Here is a 17,697-nt window from a genome sequence, read left to right as displayed (position 1 = left end):
GGGAGCCGGTGAGCTAGCTCATTGCACTCGCGGATCTCACCTTGGCTCTTCTCCCTGCAGCAGTCTCGCCATTCATTTGTCTAAATTATTGAGGAAGGAAAAAGCTGTTCCGTTATCTGTAGTAAGAGAAAAGCGGCTGGGAAATAACTCGCTTTCCGCGGGGAGCCGATGAGCTAGCTCGTTACACTCGCGGATCTCACCTTGGCTCTTTCTCCCTGCAGGAGTCTCGTCATTTCCCAGCCTCTTTATCATTAGTTATATAAACGGAACGCTGGAGTTTCAGAAACCGCTTTAAAGGAATTAGGCTTCTCTAATCCAATGTTCCGTTACTCTACAAAACATAAAGGGCCTGGGGAAACGGCGAGACTCCTATGGGAGGATAGAACAGGGTGAGATCCCGGAGGGCTAAAAGCCCGAGGAAGCTCACCGTTCGCCCATGGAAAGCGAGTCTTTCCCCAGGCCCGGTTCTCCATATTCAGGTAAACGGAACAGAATTCTCTTTAATCTAAGAAGCCTTTAGGGGAGTAAAGGACAAGGGTGAGATCCCGGAAAGCTAAAAGCCCGAGGAAGCTCACCGTTCGCCCTTGGAACGAGTCTTTCCCAAGGCCGGATCCTCAATATTCAGGCAAACGGAACTCTCTTCCCGTTTTAGTGAGAACCAAAGAAGCCTCTTGGAAGCTACCTGTTCGCCCATAGAAAGCGAGTCGACTATTTTTCAAAAATAGAAAGGTCGACGGACTCGGCCATTTTTTTGTACCCTTTGTCATTCGGATGCAGCTGGTCACCAGAATCGTATTCAGCAAGGAAACGTTCTGGTTCTTCTGGATCTCTTACTGCTTTATCAAAATCGACCACTCCATCAAATTCTCCGCTTGTTCGAATCCACTCATTCACTTCCTGACGGGTTTTCTCGCCTGTTTCTGTAAACATACTGGAACCTTTAAAAGGCATAAGAGTGCCACCGTATATTTTAAGATCTTTCTCATGTGCTGCCTTAATAATTTCTTTCATCCGATCAATTATTTTTTCAGAGCTGTAATCGGGGTTATGCCTAATATCGTTCTCTCCCATGTGCAGGAGAATTCCTTTTACTCCGGTTTGGTCAAATACATCTCTTTCGAGTCTGTCGAGCGCATTTTCCCCTTTTTCCGGCGGACTGTCGATCAGCTGATTTGCAGAGAGACCGGCATTTAATACTGACAGTTTTACTGCTGGGTCTTCAGAATTCATACGGTCTGCCAAGTAATCAGGCCAGCGGTGGTTGGCATTTACTTCTGAATAGTTTCCGTTTGCAATGGAACTTCCGACTACAACGAGAGCTCCTTTTACAGATGAATCAGCTATGACATCTACGGACTCAAGCCAAAACCATGATTCTTCCTCAGTTTCAAATGTGAATCCTTCCGCTTCAGATACCTGATCCCCGGAACTAATGTAATTGGTCTGCATCGAACGGGGATGCCATGTGGCAGGGCCAGTTTTTTCGTTCACATACATCGAGACAGCTATTTCTTTTTCACTGTCCACCTCTAAAGGAATGGGATCGCTAAACATTTTCTCTCCCGGAGGTATTGTAACCTTTTCTTTTCCGTCAAAAGTAATCTTCTGTTCTGTGTCCTGATCGATTTCTGCTCCACCTTTTGAGACAGCCGCATGAACCTTATCAATGGTTAACGGCTTTTCACCAAATGTGTTGGACAAACGAACCCTCATCTGGTCCCCGTTAGTCTGTGGGTGCAGGATCATTCGTATTGTTTGGTCTTCAAAACCTTCTCGAGAAATTCCATCCTCAAAAGGCTCCTGCATACTGGCTGTCCACGCCCCCACCCGGTCCCCTTCCACTTTTTTAATAAAAGATTCAGGGGACACTGTCTCTTTTTGATCTTTACTGATCCATGCTACATTTATAAGGTAAAAGGCTATTGAAATAATTCCTATTAGTGTAAATAAAGCAATTCGTCTCATTTTTAATTTTTTTCTCTTGTCCATCGCTGATTCTCCTTCATCGACAGCATTCGATTTATTTTACCCCTTTATTGGGGGCAAAAACCTAAAATAGTTATCTTTCTAAATGTTTAAAACAGTTGAGATTCTTACAGGGGTGTTAGATTACCTGATACTTTCTTACTATAGACTTTCATGATCTTTTCCTTTATTATGTAAGCGATTACAATTAATGAGAAAGAAGGGATGTTTTTGAAAAAGTTACTGCTGGTCCTTGTTGCTGTGCTTTTTTTTACAACATTTGTGCAACCGATTGCGCAAATCGAATCGAAGGCAGATGAACAAACTTATGACAATGTAGTTCTTCGGGGAAGTGCAGAGTCTCTGGACTGGGGATCGAATAACAATCCGCTTACTTATGACAGTGAAAGTAAAAAGTGGGTGAGTTCTCCTATTTCGCTTGAAGGCGGGAAAACCGTTGAATTTAAGTATGTTTATGATGGGAATTGGATGCCTGGGGCTAATTTAACGTTCACTCCTCCACAGGATGGTGACTATATTTTCAGTTTTTATCCGGAAGATGAAAGAAAAGTGGATGTGCAGCTTGCGGATACATCTTCAGGAAGCCTGACACTTCATCTTACGGTCCCTGAAAACACGCCTGACTGGGCAGTGCCTACTTTAGCTTCTAATCTCAATAAGTTTAATTATACTGTCAGTCCTCTTACGAAGCTGGAGGATGGAAGCTATGAAATTGAGGTTAGAGGAGAAGCAGGAGAGAGCTTAGAGTACATATACAGCCTAGGCGGTGAATCGTATAAAGAATTAATAGAAGCTCCGAGAGAGGCTGTATTTACGGAAGACAACAAGATTTATTATGATGAAGTTTCAGCATGGGAGAACATGCCGGTCGCAAAGCGCATTACTCATAATTTTAATCACACACCATATACGCCGACCAAGCATGATGAGCCGAAATTATCAGTAACGGTCGAACATTATGGTCCTGTTGATCAAGGTGCCGTATACTATACAACAGACGGTTCTTCTCCTGATGGGAAGCGCGGCACGGTTGAAAACGGACAAGTCGCTGATTTAAAAGTAACAGACACAGAGGTGAAAGAAGACGGCCTTAAGGTTTCTACTATTGAAGGCACTATACCTAAACAAAAAAATAATACAGTTGTTAAATATAAAATAGATGTGTGGAACTCAGACAGTGAAGGCTCACAGTTTGCTGATAACAACGCATTAAATTCTGATGAAGCGACAGAGTTTGCCTATTATGTAGAAAATTATCAATCACCGGACTGGGCAAAAGAATCAGTAATCTACCAGGTATTTGTTGACCGCTTTCGTGACGGCGATAAAAGCAATAACACCTCTGTAGACCCTACCCTTCCAAAAGATGAACGTTTAAAAGGCTGGATGGGAGGAGACCTGCAGGGTGTGATTGAGAAGCTCGATTATATTGAGAGCCTGGGAGTAAATACACTTTGGGTTTCCCCAATTTATGAGGGACCATATTCTCACGGGTACCATCCCTCCGACTTTTTAAAAGTGGATCCACGCTTTGGAAGCAATAAACTGATGAAAGAGCTCGTTGATGAAGCTCATAAGCGCGATATGAAAGTGGTTTATGATCTGGTACCTAATCATGTCTCTAATCAGCATAACTTCTTCAAAGATGCCGTGGAAAAAGGAACAGACAGCCCATATTATGACTGGTTTACTTTCATAAATTGGCCCAATGAGTATGAAACATTTTACGATGTAAAGGAACTGCCTGAATTAAATAATGACAATCCGGAAACGAGACAATATATGCTTGAAACGGTTGTTCCTTTCTGGATGGACGATATCGGTGTAGATGGATTCCGGCTGGACTATGCGAAAGGGCCGAGCTACAACTTCTGGGTAGACTTTCGCCATGCGGTAAAACAGAAGGATCCAAATACTTTTATTTTCGGAGAAGTATGGGACAGCTTAGAGAAAATCACTTCTTATACTGGTAAACTTGATGGCGCCATTGACTTTGAAACACAAACAGCCATTTATGAAGCTATGATTAATGGCGGCAGCATGAATGATTTTGGATCATCTCTTGAGTCAATATTCGACACTTATCACGACGAATTTGTTCCGGCAACATTTTTGGACAGTCATGATATGCCAAGGTTTATTTATGAGGCAGACGGTGATACGAAAACTTTAAAAAATGCTGCTTCCCTGCAGTTTACACTGCCAGGAGCGCCAATTATTTATTATGGTGATGAAGTAGCTCTTTCACAAAGCGGAGATCACAACCTTGTAGATGAATGGAAAGACCGCTACTATCGCGAAATGATGCCTTGGGATGAAGCAGAACAAGACCTTGATGTCCAAGCTCATTATAAGAAACTTATTGAAATAAGAAAAGAGAACAAAGCTCTTACTGAGGGTGCACTCCGGGTCGTTTACAGTACGGAAGATCTTCTTATCTATGAGAGGGCGGCAGGGCAGCAAAAAGTGATTGTGATCGTTAATCAGGGTGATCAGAAACAGAATGTTCCACTGCTTGATCTTTATGACCAGAAAACCCCGAATACTGTAAAGTTTGATTCACTGCTTGAAGAAAAGCCGGTGATCAAAGGCAAGAAAGGGAACCTGACGATTGAAAGCCCGGCACACTCTGTAAATGTTTATAAAGTAAAAGGAAAGTTATGGTCTAAATAATACAAAATGTGCCAGGCAATGGTGATAATCTCCCATACCTGGCACATTAACTTTTTTATAAGAGTTCACTTCAATAATTCCAATCAGAATTGTAGGTTTTTTTGTGAAATGTATTGACAATTGCTCTTATAAAGCATAAGATATGTACCATTAATTACCTTGAAATTTAATATTCAATTTCTTATTGAGAGAGGTGGAGGGACTGGCCCTGTGAAGCCTCGGCAACGGGTCTGAAGTGTTTTATTTTCAGATACTGTGCCAATTCCAGCAGGGATAACCTGAAAAATAAGAAGAAGCAGTCATACATTGATTAGCCTCTCTTCTTATTAGAAAGAGAGGCTTTTATTTTTTATTTCAAAACCCGACTAAACAACTATGTTTACAGAGTCTTGCATAGTTTATAGGGAATGAGTCCTCATAAAGGTTTTTATCCATTTTTATCACAATTTTAACAATTGGCGAGGTGGTAGTTTTGCAACTTAAAGAAAAGAACAGTCCGTTTGATCAATCCCAGGCAGAGCAGCTCAATCAACTGCTCCCAACTCTGACAGAATCCCAGAGGCTTTGGCTGAGTGGATACTTAGCAGCAACGGCAGCAGCAGGCGCACCGGCTGCTCAATCAGAGACAGCGGAAAGTGCCCCAGTAAGCTCACCAGGGAAAACACGTGAGATAACTCTTTTATATGGATCTCATACTGGTAATTGTCAATCTTTAGCCGATGAGTTTTCAGAGAAGCTGAAGCAGCAGCAATATAATGTGAACGTTGCTTCCTTGGATGATTTTAAGCCGAAGTCCTTAAAGAAGGTAGAAGATTTACTCATATTAACGAGTACTCACGGAGATGGTGATCCACCGGATAATGCGCTCTCGTTTTATGATTTTCTTCACAGCAAAAGGGCGCCGAAGCTTGAAGGTGTGAGATATTCAGTGCTTTCTCTTGGAGACAGCTCTTATGAATTTTACTGCCAGACCGGAAAAGATTTCGATAAGCGTCTTGAAGAACTGGGAGCAGAACGAATTTTCTCCCGTGTGGATTGTGACTTAGATTTTGAAGAGCCGGCGAATGAGTGGTTTACAGGAGTTTTAAACGAAATTGCTCAAGGACAGGGTGAGCAGGAGGCGGCAGCAACCGGTATTTCAGAAGTCAATTTGGATACAGAGCCTTCTTACTCAAGAAGCCACCCTTTTCAAGCGGAAGTGTTAGAGAACATCAACTTAAACGGCCGCGGATCAAACAAAGAAACCCGGCATCTGGAGCTTGACCTTGAAGGATCGAATCTTAAATATGAGCCTGGAGACAGCCTTGGGATTTACCCGGAGAATGATCCGGAACTAGTTGACCATCTAATTGAGATTATGAGCTGGAACCCTGAAGAAAGTGTATCTATTAACAAACAGGGAGATTTGCGCGCTATCCGTGCGGCGTTATCCTCAACTTTTGAAATTACAAGTCTTACAAAACCCCAGCTTGAAAAGATCGCAGATGTAACAGGCAGTGAAGATCTTAAGAAGCTGACGGAGAATTCAGAGAAGGTTAAGGAATATATTTATGGCCGTGATTTGATTGATCTCGTACAAGAATTCGGCCCTTGGGACATAAAACCCCAAGACTTTATTCAAGTTTTAAGAAAAATTCCTGTCCGATTATATTCTATTGCCAGCAGCTTAAAAGCAAACCCTGATGAAGTTCACCTTACGATCGGTGCCTTAAGATATGATTCTTATGGTCGTCAACGCTCCGGTGTCTGCTCCGTTCAATGCTCTGAGCGTGCAGAACCGGGTACAACTCTACCGGTATTTGTGCAGCGGAATCAGAATTTTAAGCTGCCGTCTAACCCGGAAACACCGATTATTATGATAGGCGCTGGAACGGGAGTGGCCCCTTACCGTGCGTTTCTTGAAGAAAGAGAAGAGACAGAAGCATCCGGTGGTTCGTGGTTATTCTTTGGAGAACAGCATTTTGTTACGGACTTTCTTTACCAGACAGACTGGCAGCGATGGTTGAAAGACGGGGTGCTTACTAAGGTAGATGTTGCCTTCTCAAGAGATACTTCAGAAAAAGTGTATGTTCAGCATCGCATGCTTGAACAAAGTAAAGCTATATTTGAATGGCTGCAGGCAGGAGCCCATGTTTATGTTTGCGGTGATGAAAAATTTATGGCGAAAGATGTGAATAACACTCTTCTTGCAATTATCCAGCGAGAGGGAGAAATGACAGAAGAAGAAGCGAAAAACTATTTAGCGGAACTGCGTAAAGACAAGCGCTATCAGCGTGATGTTTATTAATAGAGAGAGGAGCTTTTGAATGACAAAGAAAGAATTTCCTGAACAGCATGGCCCTCCCAGTGAAATGGAAGATATTAAAGAACGAAGCGATTTTTTAAGAGGAACGTTAACGGAGAGCTTTTTGGAGCGGATAAGTGCAGGAATCCCTGATGAACAGACAAAGCTGCTTAAATTCCACGGAAGCTATATGCAGGATGACCGTGATGTCCGTAATGAACGAAAACAGCAGAAGCTTGAGCCCAATTATCAATTTATGATTCGTGTACGCCTCCCGGGCGGTGTTGCAAGTCCCGACCAGTGGCTTACAATGGATGAACTCGCTAACAAATATGGCAATGGGACGATGAAGCTGACGACTAGACAGACATTCCAGCTTCATGGAATCCTGAAATGGAATATGAAGAATGCCATTCAAGGCATAAATGAAGCGCTGATGGATACAATTGCTGCATGTGGGGATGTAAACCGAAATGTCATGTGTAACTCCCTTCCATATCAGTCAGATGTGCATGCAGAAGTGTATGAGTGGTCACATAAACTAAGTGATCATCTGCTCCCGAGCACGAGAGCCTATCACGAAATCTGGCTCGATGAAGAAAAAGTAGCTGACAGCAGAGATGAAGATTACGAACCTATTTACGGATCGCTTTATTTACCGAGAAAATTTAAGATTGGTGTAGCGATTCCACCTTCCAATGATGTGGATGTCTATTCACAGGACCTTGGATTTATTGCAGTTCTAGAGGATGGCAAGCTTCAAGGGTTTAATATTGCAGTAGGCGGAGGTATGGGAATGACGCATGGGGATACAAATACATATCCTCAGCTTTCACGGGTCATTGGATTTTGTAAGCCGGAACAAATGCTTGAAGTCGGTGAAAAAATCCTCACGATACAGCGTGACTATGGAAACAGGTCAGAAAGAAAGAATGCCAGATTTAAATATACAGTCGATAGAAAAGGATTAGATTGGATTCGTAATGAACTTAATGAAAGATTAGGGTGGGAGATTGAAGAAGAACGCCCTTATCAGTTTGACCATAATGGAGATCGTTACGGCTGGTTAAAGGGAGATGGGAAATGGCATCTTACGCTTTTTATTCAGAATGGCCGCATAAAAGATACAGAAGACTACAAACTGATGACAGGCCTTCGAGAAATTGCCAAAGCTCATACCGTTGAATTCAGACTGACGGCCAATCAGAATTTAATCATTTCTAATGTTACGGATGAGCAAAAAGAAAAGATCGATGAACTTGTAGCTTTCTATGGCTTAACCGATGGAAAAGAGAATTCAGCTCTCAGACGAAATTCCATGTCCTGTGTTGCTTTTCCAACGTGCGGTCTGGCCATGGCAGAGTCTGAACGCTATCTTCCATCACTAATTGATAAAATTGAAGATCTGCTTGATGAGCAGGGATTACGTGATCAGGAGATCATTATTCGAATGTCCGGCTGTCCAAACGGATGTTCACGTCCGGCTCTTGGAGAAATCGGCTTTATTGGTAAAGCACCAGGTAAATACAATATGTATTTAGGAGCGGGATTTGCAGGGGATCGATTAAATAAAATGTACCGTGAAAACATTGGCGAGGAAGAAATTCTTAATGAGCTCAAGCCAATTATTTCCCACTATGCTAAAGAACGAAAAGAAAAAGAACACTTCGGTGATTTTGTGATTCGAGCAGGTTATGTGGAGGAAGTTAAATCAGGAACGGACTTTCATGAATTTGCAGGAAATGCGGGAAAATAAATGGATAGAAAAAGTCTCTCGATCAGAGAGGCTTTTTTTGTTCACAAAAGGTTATTGATGAAGTTATTGTGTTTTTTCGGTGGATTTCGTCATTTTTTAATGGTTTCTGGAACTTTTGTCCAAACTAAAAACAGCGGCCATCATAGTTTAATAGAGGAAGCTTTTTTAGCTTCTAATATTTAAAACGAAAGGATGGTGAAAACGATGACAATCGAAAATAGAATTATTAATGGAGGATTCGAGACGGGAAGTTTAGCACCGTGGAATGGATTCAATGCCAACGTCACTTCAACTGCCAGCCATTCAGGGCAATATAGTGCCCAGTTAATCCTGCCTTCAAGTTTAGGGTTTATTAACCAGATTGTTAACGCGAGCCCCGGAGAAAGCTTTGAATTTCTTGCTTCGTTTGCAAGAGTTACTGCCGCTCCATCTCCTAGAATCCAAATCAATGTTGTATTTTATGATGCGATGCTTAACCCTTTAAGCACTGGACTAACCTTTTCTATTCTTCCAAACAGACTTCCACCAGTGGGCACCTGGCTGGAGGTTTATCAAACCACTGGTATTGCCCCTGCCAACACTTCTTTTGCAGGAGTATTTATACAAAAGTTACCTCAGCCTGGCGGATCAAATGTCTATGTGGATGATGTAGCTTTGCTCGCGGTAGATATACCACAAGGCCCTACAGGATCAACTGGGCCAACAGGGGTAACAGGACCAACAGGACCAACAGGACCAACAGGCTCTACAGGATCAACCGGGCCAGCAGGGGCAACAGGACCAGCCGGCCCAACAGGACCAACCGGCACAACAGGCCCAACTGGACCTGGAGTTTTTGAATGGGGAGCCGAAACCGTAATATGGGCTGATTCCACTGCACCAGGTCCTGGTGACGGCACACCGGCTAACCCGTTTAATTCTCTACAGGCCGCTGTTACTGCTGCTACGTCCAGCCCTATTGCTGTTGCGCTTGGAATGAGAGCACGGTTGACCGTTTTAATCGCTTCTGGTTCCAATTTTGATGAAGATATCCTTATACCTCCTGCCCGGCATATTCAATTGCTTGGTCTTGGACCTTGGACATTAGGAAACGCTCAATTAGCTAATTTTGCTTCTTCGGTTCCAAGAAACATTACAATTCAAACGAGCCAGGCGGCCGAGAATGTATATCTCAATCAAGGTCCTGCCTTTGATGCACGGCCGGTTACAGTGATAGGAACTCTAAATAATGGTACTTCTGTGAGCACGCATACTAACTATACGGATGGAGCAATAATTAGTGGGAACGTTTCTTTTCTGAATACAGACCCGCTCGATCCATTTACAACCATTGAGTTTCAGCTTCTAAATGCAAGGGTGGTTGGAAGCATCGGTCCGAATATGGCGGACCCTCATCAGGGGCAAATTAACACTTATATTTATCACAGTCGTGTGAATACAATAGTTGACCCTGGGGTAAGGATTCAGCGGATGGTTGACAGTCAATCTGATGGTATTCTAAATGTGGCCGTGTATTCAGAAATATCTAATTCCTATATAGCGGGAAGCGTAACTGTTGGAGGTGCGTCTAGTGATGTACCGCCGACCGGCGTGTTTAACAGTCAGTTTGCAACTATTACTTGGACTGGGCCACTAACACTGGATGCGGCTTCAAACTATTACTTTGTAAATTCTGGTTCAACTCTCATGATGGGGGCTAAAACCATTTTATTTAGTCTCGCATAGAACTATAAAACAGCCATCCTATAACTTGTATAGGATGGCTGTTTTATAGACTGGCGTTAATTTGTTTTTTTCGTACAAAACCTATTAAAAAGACAATGATTATTATAGAGTAAAGGGTCAACCAATATAAGGTCCAGCTCGTATTTACAAAGTTATTGAAATCCATAATAGATTTATGCAAATGATTACTCATTGCCCAAATAAGTATACCGACTGGTATTATAAAGAAATAATAATTGGATGATTTAGCTAAATGCTGCAAGCCAATCATGACTACTAAGAAGCAAGCCGTTATTTTAACGAATAAACCATTTATCCAGGCAATGGCCATCAGGATTTCTACTCGTTCAAAGATAGCGATAAAGTCGATGTCCCGCAGTACTGAATAGGTTGGAAAAGATTCTCGCCCTACCATATAGGCACCTTCATCTCCAATGATAAAAAAAACGGTCACTGACAGAATAAGGCCGCCGACAGCGATTCCTGATAAAAAGGTCATCATAGCTTTATCCTTTTTCTCCAAAAATTGAAGGAAAGTACTTAATAACAGAACTTCAATGAACGGAAAGCCTAAGGTAGGGTAAGCCCCTTCAATAATAGGAGAGAAACCAGTTTTAAAAACGGGTTTTAGCTCTAGAAACGCGAATTCTTCAGTGACTAAAAGCAGCGAACCGAGCAGGAAAAATATGACCAGAGGAAACAATAATTCACTTACGAGAAAAAGCTTTTTTACACCCAGCACTGCCGTGTAGGATACGAGTACAAGAATCATAATTTGATAATTCCAGGGATGAGAGTAAGGGATAACACTTACTACCATGAAATTACTAAGATTTCGAACGACTAGAGCGGCAAGGTGAATAGCATAGAAAATAATAAGCAAATTTATAATGGTTCCGAGCCATTTGCCTGCTGCTTTATCCATGAGTTCAAACAGGGAAGGGTAATTATATTTTTTAAATAGGAAAAGGTAAAGCGCCATTAAAAGTAATCCTATAATCGATGCCAGCAGCATGGAGATCCATCCGTCCTGCTTAGCCCCTGCAACCGTAAGCGCCGGAGCCATGAGAATGGAGCTGAAAATAATAAAATTAAAAATAACACTAAAAAACTGATAATTGGAAAGCTTAATCTTCATGTTTTACCTCCAAATAAAACTTCATAGACAGGCTCATAGATCCCCTGCAGCCCTTCAGTGATCGGAATATAGATGTCCCATATATAGGAAATGGCATACACAAACGAAAATACCCATACTCCGGAAATGATTAATTTTTCTTTTAGTGTTTTTTTATTTTTCTTCTTCATTATTATCGACTCTCGCTCCAGTGGATTCTATATAGATGTCTACATAGGCCTTTACTTTCATGTTTTCATATAAGTCTTCCCAGTTGTCTTTTTCTTTCTTCCATTGTTTTGGGTAGTTTCTGGAAAGCTGATTTCGAATACCGAAAGAGTCTAACCCTTGCTTCTGGACATTTGTTACGGCGGTCTCTAAGTCTTTTTTTACCGAGTCATTTATTACTTTTTGAAGCTCTGTGACTCCCTTTGTCGTTGAAAGTTTATAGTTACAATGAAGACCTTGTAAAGAAAGATGGCCTTTTAGCTGTAAATCGTAGGTTAATTGACTATTCTTAAGTTTGGGCTTTGCTTTTATTTTCATTTCTTTTAATAAAAAATGTATCGAACCTTTACCTTTTTCTTCGGGGCAGCTGATATGATAAGACTTTACTTTGTTCGTTTTTTGAGTAATAATGCTCCACGCAATCGAATCTTTTTCTGACAGCCAATCGACTAATCGGGATTTGTTAAATAAAGCAAATCCAGTTAAACGAACAGCATTCATATTTCCTTCAATATTATTTAAAGTTTCAGAACTTGAAGAGTCAGTTTCTTTACTGACCTTCTCTATACCAGTTACTACAGGGTCCTGCTGATCAGCATATCTCCATCTGATAAAATCTTCTAATTGAATCCCGTCATTCAAACTTAAGGGACTATTGGGCATTTGAATTAACTGTTCCATGTTCTGAGCAGATGAATTTTCCAATGGAGGAAATGTGTTTAAAATATGGTTCGCTGTATCCTCTTTTGCAATAAACACTAAATAGCTGTCTCTTATTTCATAATGACGTTCCAAGAAATTAATAAGAAGGTTCACCCCTCTTTCCTTTGCAAATTCTTCACTTATGACGAGTGTTGAGATATGAGGGAAGAAAAGTTTACGTGATATTAAATCTTTAGAATTTTCTACCGCTTCAATAATATCTTTTCCTTCACTTTCAAAAGTATAGGCATTTGCCTGGCTGACCCCTCCGCCAGTAGACTGCCCGCCAGCTTCCGACTGGGGGTTTGATGCTTGAAACGTGACTTTTACTACTTCGTTTTCTCCTAAGTCTACACCTATCCCTGTTAGAATAAGCAGATCATCTAATTCCTGCTGCCCGCTACACCCGCTTATCAAACAAAGCGTGCAAAAGAGTATAAAAAAGATATGCTTCATGTTTTTGCCCCCTGCTTCTTTTTAGATTGACGGGAACTCCACCATAGAGGGAACCTTAAGATTGTATCTTTTTGTCTCTTTAAAGAAAATGGTGCAAATGGATACATAAAAGGGCGCCCCAGCGATTGCAGGGAAACGAGGTGTACACATAGTATTAATGTGAAAATCATCATTCCGAATACTCCGGCTGTTCCTGCAAACATAATTAGTATAAATCTTAGAATACGAATCGATCCTGCAATTGAATAGTAAGGGTTTGCAAAGCTGGCAATTGCGGTCAAGGAAACCACGATTACTATAGCAGGGGACACAAGTCCGGCTGAAACAGCAGCTTCACCAATTACGATAGCCCCTACAATCGAAACAGCAGGCCCAATTGGCCTTGGCATGCGAATACCGGCCTCTCTTAATATTTCAAAGATAAACTCCATGATTAAAGCTTCAACAAGGGCAGGAAAGGGAAGACCTTCCCTCTGGGCTGCCAGGCTGATAAGAAGATCTGTAGGGATTAACTCCTGATGAAAAGTAGTGAGTGCTACATAAGATGCCGGCAGTGCAAAAGCAATAACGAAAGCCAGCATACGAATCCAACGCATAAAAGTAGATAAATCGAAACGGTTATAGTAATCCTCTGCTGTTTGAAAGTAAGAAATAAAGGTGGCCGGACCAATTAATGCGAAGGGCGATCCTTCGATCATAATCGCCAGTTTTCCTTCTGTAAGCGCCGCACAGACAACATCAGGACGTTCGGTATCTTTTAATGTAGGAAAAGGGGAGTATCCTTTTTTCTCGAACACTTCCTGCAGCATTCCGGTCTCAAAAATTTCCGAGATTTCACTGCTCATTAACCGATCATAAACGAAATCTAGTGCCTGCTCATCTACTAAACCATCGATATAAGTAATTAAAACCGAAGTCTGGCTCAACTCGCCTACGGTAAATCTTTTAAAACGTAGTTTAGGGTTTGTAATTCTTCTCCGAATCAGGGCGGAATTAACGGCGAGTGTTTCAACAAAACCTTCCCTTGGTCCTCTAACCATTGTCTGCGAAGAAGGTTCTTCAATAGACCTCGTCTCCCAGCGCTGATCAGCTATTAAAAAAGCTTTATTACTCTTGTTAACGAATATAAGAACATGGCCTCGCAGAATAGCTTCGGCAGCTTTAGAGAGTTTTTCTGTTTTCTTCAAAGTTTGGGGAATCTGGATATGCTGCTCAAAATCTTCTATTAACAGGTCTTTTGTAGAATCATTTTCCTTAAACCAGCGCATAAGTGGCGGAATGACACTTAATTCGATGTCTTCCTTACTGATTAATCCATTTATATAAACAACTGCAAACGATGAATGCTTATAGTTAAATACTCGATAAGTCAGGTCAAAAGGACGTCCGAGCAGCATTTTTAAATGATCGATATTCTTCTGGATATCGGGAAAGATCGGCTGTGAATTCGCTGATTTAACCGATGAAGATTCACCGTATGAATTATTCCTGTTCATAATATAGCTCCTCGTTCTTTTTTACCATTGTCGCCTTAAGGGAAGAAAAATATTCTATAAAATTAGAATTTAGTATAGGAGACTACTACGGTTTAACATCATTAGGAAAAGGGTAGTTTACAATTCTAGACAAACAGAGGAGGAACACATCGATGAAAAAGATAATAGGCATCTCAGCAGCGGTCGTTATAGTAATCGCGGCTGTTATTTGGTATATAAATTCGAACCAGCAGAATGATATAGCCATGACAAAAGAAGAGGACCTTTTTGCTCTAGGGGATTCCTTAACATATGGAGTAGGGGATGAGTCAGGAAACGGATATGCCGAAAATTTAGGTGAGCTTCTGACGGAGAATAAAGAGGGTAAAGTTACTGTCCAGAACTTCGGCATTCCAGGTCAGCAGACAGATGGTTTGCTCGAACAGATCAATCGTCCGGATATTCAATCACAGTTAAGCGATGCCGAATATTTTGTTATTTTTATAGGTACCAATGACTTAATTAAACATAACGGAAATGACTTACAGCCTCTTTATAAAGAACGAATCCAAAAAGGAAAAGAAGATTATGTGAACAACCTGACGGAAATTTTTGAAATTATAAGAGAAGAAAACCCGGATGCTCCGATACTATTTCTAGGACTTTATAATCCTTATCCCGATTCTGCAGAAATTGAAGAGGTAGTGACTGAATGGAACGACACGAGCCAGGAAATTGTGGGAGATTACGAAAAAATTAAGTTCATTTCGACAAATGACCTTTTTCAGGAAAAATCGACCGAATATTTCAGTGATGAGCTTCATCCAAATAAAAAGGGATATGATTTAATTACTCAGAAGATCCTTGAAGAGTATGACTTTTAATGAAATAAAAAACCTGTAAAGGCTGCTGCCTTTACAGGTTTTTTGGCGTACATAGGAAAACGGGTGTAAAAAATTTAACATCGATTATCTGTTTAAAGAAATATTAGCTTTACGCTCTTGAAAATTTACATCTTTATAATACGTGTTTTTAACGAGCAGGTTAGGTCCCAGGCATTTGGCGGCAGGGCAGTGGCAATTAAGGGCAGCTGCTGTCTTTGTTCCCATCCACTGATTAAACGCATCGGGCAGTGATGTGTGTTTTATGTTTCCAAGAGACGGCTCATCACCAAAATCGGTAACAATGATTTCGCCTGAGAAGATATTGATATTCAGCCGTGAACGACCATCCGGATCATTTCTCACCGTCACATTTGGCGCGTCATCCAGACGTTTGAGCATATCTAAGTCTTCTTTAGAGGAGTTACAAGGATAAAAAGGAAGGGTACCGAAAAGCATCCAAGTATCAGATTTACGGTGTTGAAGCAGACGATTGATGCCTTCCCTCATTTCTTCCAATGTTAACGTTTCCATGTTGGTGGCAAAATCTACAGGGTACATTGGGTGAACTTCATGTCTTGCACAGCCCATTTCTAAGATATGATCATGGATTTTTTCCAGGTGGGGAAAAGTGCGTTTATTAAGCATAGTTTCTGCTGATACCATAACACCTTCCTCAGACAGCTTCTGACTGTTTTCTACAAGGCGGTCGAAGAACTTTGCCCTGTTCTCAAAGTTCGGTTTACGTTCCATATTGGCAAAGCCGGTTTCTGCAAATTCCTCTACAGTTCCCCAGTTATGAGAAATGTGAAGGACATCCAGATAAGGAATAATCGCTTCATATCTGGAGTATGGAAGTGTAAGGTTGGAATTAATTTGAGTTCGAACACCACGCTCATGGGCGTATTTTAATAGGGGAACGACATATTGGTCCACTGACTTTTTGGAAAGCATAGGTTCCCCGCCGGTAATACTTAATGTACGTAAATGCTTAATCTCATCCAGCCGGCTCAGAATTAGATCAATCGGAAGAGCATCTGGATCTTTATTTTGTAAGGTATAGCCGACGGCACAGTGAGCACACCTCATATTGCATAAATAGGTTGTCGTAAATTCGACATTGGAAAGGGTCATCTCTCCGTGTTCTTCTACATCCATATAGGCTTCCCATGGATCATAGGCGGGAGTAAGAGGAGATAATGATTTTTCAGTCATAGACATGTAGGTAAAACTCCTTTTTCCATTGTAAGTCTATTCTTCATTGTAGCATGTATAAGAAATGACAATCTATGAAAATTTTAAAGCATATATCTTGAAATTGAGATAAATAACAGCTACGATAGAAGTAGAATAGCTCTTACTGAAGAGGAGGATGTAATAAAATGAATGATTTAAAAGGAATTCACCATGTTACGGCTATTACGAGCAGTGCAGAAAAAAACTATGAATTCTTCACATATGTTTTAGGAATGAGATTGATCAAGAAAACAGTGAACCAGGATGACATACAAACATATCACTTATTTTTTGCAGATGATAAAGGAAGCCCGGGTACAGATATGACCTTTTTTGACTTCCCGGGAATCCCTAAAGGGTCACATGGAACAAATGAAATCTCCACGACTTCCTTCAGGGTGCCGTCTGATGAGGCACTTGACTACTGGGTAAAACGGTTTGACCGTTTAAATATCGAGCAAAAAGGGATTAAGAAACGGTTTGGCAGAAAAGTTCTTCCCTTTGTGGATTTTGATGACCAGTCATACGAATTGATTTCGGATGAATACGATCAAGGAGTGGCGCCAGGTACCCCCTGGCAGGATGGCCCGATTCCATTAGAGTTTGCGATTACCGGTTTAGGACCTATTCATATTAGAATTGAGAACTATAAATATTTTAAAGAGATGCTGGAAAAAGTTCTGCGCTTTAAAAAAGTAAAAGAAGAAGGGTCCTTTCATTTGTTTGAAGTAGGGCAGGGTGGAAATGGAGCACAGGTAGTCGTTGAAGATGCGCCGGCTCTTCCTTCAGCCAGACAAGGGTTTGGGACCGTCCATCACGTGGCTTTTCGTGTAGAAGACCGTGACGCTCTGGAAGAGTGGATTGATCACATTCCTAAATTCGGCTACAGAACATCAGGGTATGTGAACCGCCATTATTTCGAATCCTTATATGTAGGAGTGGCCCCGCAGATCTTATTTGAATTTGCAACAGACGGTCCGGGCTTCATGGGAGACGAACCTTATGAAACGCTTGGAGAAAAGCTTTCACTTCCGCCAATGCTTGAACCAAAGCGTGAAGAGATTGAACGCTCTGTCCGGCCGATCAATACAGTTAGAAGCAATAAGACTTTTGGAAAAGAGTGGGAATAAGTCATAGCTGCGTTGTTTAATTAATTGAATCGGAAAAATTCACCCCCT

Annotated in this window: 12 protein-coding genes and 1 riboswitch; of the genes, 6 read left to right on the top strand and 6 right to left on the bottom strand. The window is 41.4% G+C overall.

The window, feature by feature from the left end:
- Positions 1-708: 708 nt before the first annotated feature.
- Positions 709-1,989: an SGNH/GDSL hydrolase family protein gene (locus B7E06_RS17595; RefSeq protein ID WP_245807764.1), complete on the bottom strand. Its 1,281-nt coding sequence runs from the start codon at positions 1,987-1,989 to the stop codon at positions 709-711.
- 207 nt (positions 1,990-2,196) lie between these two features.
- On the opposite strand from B7E06_RS17595, the gene B7E06_RS17590 reads away from it, so the two are divergent.
- The 4 genes from B7E06_RS17590 to B7E06_RS21610 all read left to right on the top strand — a co-directional run bounded on the left by B7E06_RS17590 (position 2,197) and on the right by B7E06_RS21610 (position 10,424).
- Positions 2,197-4,659 carry an alpha-amylase family glycosyl hydrolase gene (locus B7E06_RS17590; RefSeq protein WP_082235240.1) on the top strand — a complete coding sequence of 821 codons (2,463 nt, stop codon included), beginning with the start codon at positions 2,197-2,199 and terminating at the stop codon, positions 4,657-4,659.
- A 178-nt stretch (positions 4,660-4,837) separates the two neighbouring features.
- Positions 4,838-4,951: riboswitch (SAM riboswitch) on the top strand.
- Between the two features lie 180 nt (positions 4,952-5,131).
- Positions 5,132-6,946, top strand: a complete 1,815-nt coding sequence (locus tag B7E06_RS17585) for an assimilatory sulfite reductase (NADPH) flavoprotein subunit (RefSeq protein ID WP_082235239.1) — start codon at positions 5,132-5,134, stop codon at positions 6,944-6,946.
- Between the two features lie 19 nt (positions 6,947-6,965).
- Positions 6,966-8,699, top strand: a complete 1,734-nt coding sequence (gene cysI / locus B7E06_RS17580; RefSeq protein ID WP_082235238.1) for an assimilatory sulfite reductase (NADPH) hemoprotein subunit — start codon at positions 6,966-6,968, stop codon at positions 8,697-8,699.
- A 204-nt stretch (positions 8,700-8,903) separates the two neighbouring features.
- The gene (locus B7E06_RS21610; protein WP_179134083.1) at positions 8,904-10,424 is read left to right on the top strand and encodes an NTTRR-F1 domain; all 1,521 of its coding nucleotides are present in this window, start codon (positions 8,904-8,906) and stop codon (positions 10,422-10,424) included.
- Positions 10,425-10,467: 43 nt separating this feature from the next.
- Here the strand turns inward: B7E06_RS21610 and B7E06_RS17570 are convergent, their stop codons facing one another.
- The 4 genes from B7E06_RS17570 to B7E06_RS17560 are packed head-to-tail and all read right to left on the bottom strand — an operon-like array spanning position 10,468 to position 14,423.
- Positions 10,468-11,562, bottom strand: coding sequence for a GerAB/ArcD/ProY family transporter (locus B7E06_RS17570; RefSeq protein ID WP_082235237.1), 1,095 nt, complete (start codon positions 11,560-11,562; stop codon positions 10,468-10,470).
- Positions 11,559-11,732: a hypothetical protein gene (locus B7E06_RS21940; protein ID WP_179134082.1), complete on the bottom strand. Its 174-nt coding sequence runs from the start codon at positions 11,730-11,732 to the stop codon at positions 11,559-11,561. The genes B7E06_RS17570 and B7E06_RS21940 overlap by 4 nt, the downstream gene beginning before the upstream one ends.
- Complete coding sequence (locus tag B7E06_RS17565) at positions 11,716-12,927, bottom strand: Ger(x)C family spore germination protein (protein ID WP_082235236.1); 1,212 nt, start codon at positions 12,925-12,927, stop codon at positions 11,716-11,718. Before B7E06_RS17565 ends, B7E06_RS21940 begins: the two co-directional genes overlap by 17 nt.
- Positions 12,924-14,423 carry a spore germination protein gene (locus B7E06_RS17560; protein ID WP_082235235.1) on the bottom strand — a complete coding sequence of 500 codons (1,500 nt, stop codon included), beginning with the start codon at positions 14,421-14,423 and terminating at the stop codon, positions 12,924-12,926. Before B7E06_RS17560 ends, B7E06_RS17565 begins: the two co-directional genes overlap by 4 nt.
- Positions 14,424-14,575: 152 nt before the next feature.
- Here B7E06_RS17560 and B7E06_RS17555 point away from each other — a divergent pair, with 152 nt between their 5' ends.
- The gene (locus B7E06_RS17555; protein WP_082235234.1) at positions 14,576-15,286 is read left to right on the top strand and encodes a DUF459 domain-containing protein; all 711 of its coding nucleotides are present in this window, start codon (positions 14,576-14,578) and stop codon (positions 15,284-15,286) included.
- 84 nt (positions 15,287-15,370) lie between these two features.
- On the opposite strand, the gene yfkAB is transcribed toward B7E06_RS17555, so the two are convergent.
- A complete protein-coding gene (gene yfkAB / locus B7E06_RS17550) occupies positions 15,371-16,504 on the bottom strand; it encodes a radical SAM/CxCxxxxC motif protein YfkAB (protein ID WP_082235233.1) in 1,134 nt (377 codons plus the stop codon).
- 161 nt (positions 16,505-16,665) lie between these two features.
- On the opposite strand from yfkAB, the gene B7E06_RS17545 reads away from it, so the two are divergent.
- Positions 16,666-17,649, top strand: a complete 984-nt coding sequence (locus B7E06_RS17545) for a ring-cleaving dioxygenase (RefSeq protein WP_082235232.1) — start codon at positions 16,666-16,668, stop codon at positions 17,647-17,649.
- The last annotated feature ends 48 nt before the right edge of the window (positions 17,650-17,697 follow it).

Origin of the sequence: Halobacillus massiliensis (assembly GCF_900166625.1) — a bacterium.
GTDB lineage: Bacteria > Bacillota > Bacilli > Bacillales > Halobacillaceae > Halobacillus_A > Halobacillus_A massiliensis.
This window is presented reverse-complemented; position numbering and strand designations above follow the sequence as displayed.

Excerpts from the sequence above, each read along its gene's own strand:
- B7E06_RS17570 (WP_082235237.1), bottom strand. The coding sequence starts at position 11,562 with ATGAAGATTAAGCTTTCCAATTATCAGTTTTTTAGTGTTATTTTTAAT.
- B7E06_RS17595 (WP_245807764.1), bottom strand. The coding sequence starts at position 1,989 with ATGGACAAGAGAAAAAAATTAAAAATGAGACGAATTGCTTTATTTACA.
- B7E06_RS17565 (WP_082235236.1), bottom strand. The coding sequence starts at position 12,927 with ATGAAGCATATCTTTTTTATACTCTTTTGCACGCTTTGTTTGATAAGC.
- B7E06_RS17545 (WP_082235232.1), top strand. The coding sequence starts at position 16,666 with ATGAATGATTTAAAAGGAATTCACCATGTTACGGCTATTACGAGCAGT.
- B7E06_RS21610 (WP_179134083.1), top strand. The coding sequence starts at position 8,904 with ATGACAATCGAAAATAGAATTATTAATGGAGGATTCGAGACGGGAAGT.
- B7E06_RS21940 (WP_179134082.1), bottom strand. The coding sequence starts at position 11,732 with ATGAAGAAGAAAAATAAAAAAACACTAAAAGAAAAATTAATCATTTCC.
- cysI (WP_082235238.1), top strand. The coding sequence starts at position 6,966 with ATGACAAAGAAAGAATTTCCTGAACAGCATGGCCCTCCCAGTGAAATG.
- B7E06_RS17560 (WP_082235235.1), bottom strand. The coding sequence starts at position 14,423 with ATGAACAGGAATAATTCATACGGTGAATCTTCATCGGTTAAATCAGCG.
- yfkAB (WP_082235233.1), bottom strand. The coding sequence starts at position 16,504 with ATGTCTATGACTGAAAAATCATTATCTCCTCTTACTCCCGCCTATGAT.
- B7E06_RS17555 (WP_082235234.1), top strand. The coding sequence starts at position 14,576 with ATGAAAAAGATAATAGGCATCTCAGCAGCGGTCGTTATAGTAATCGCG.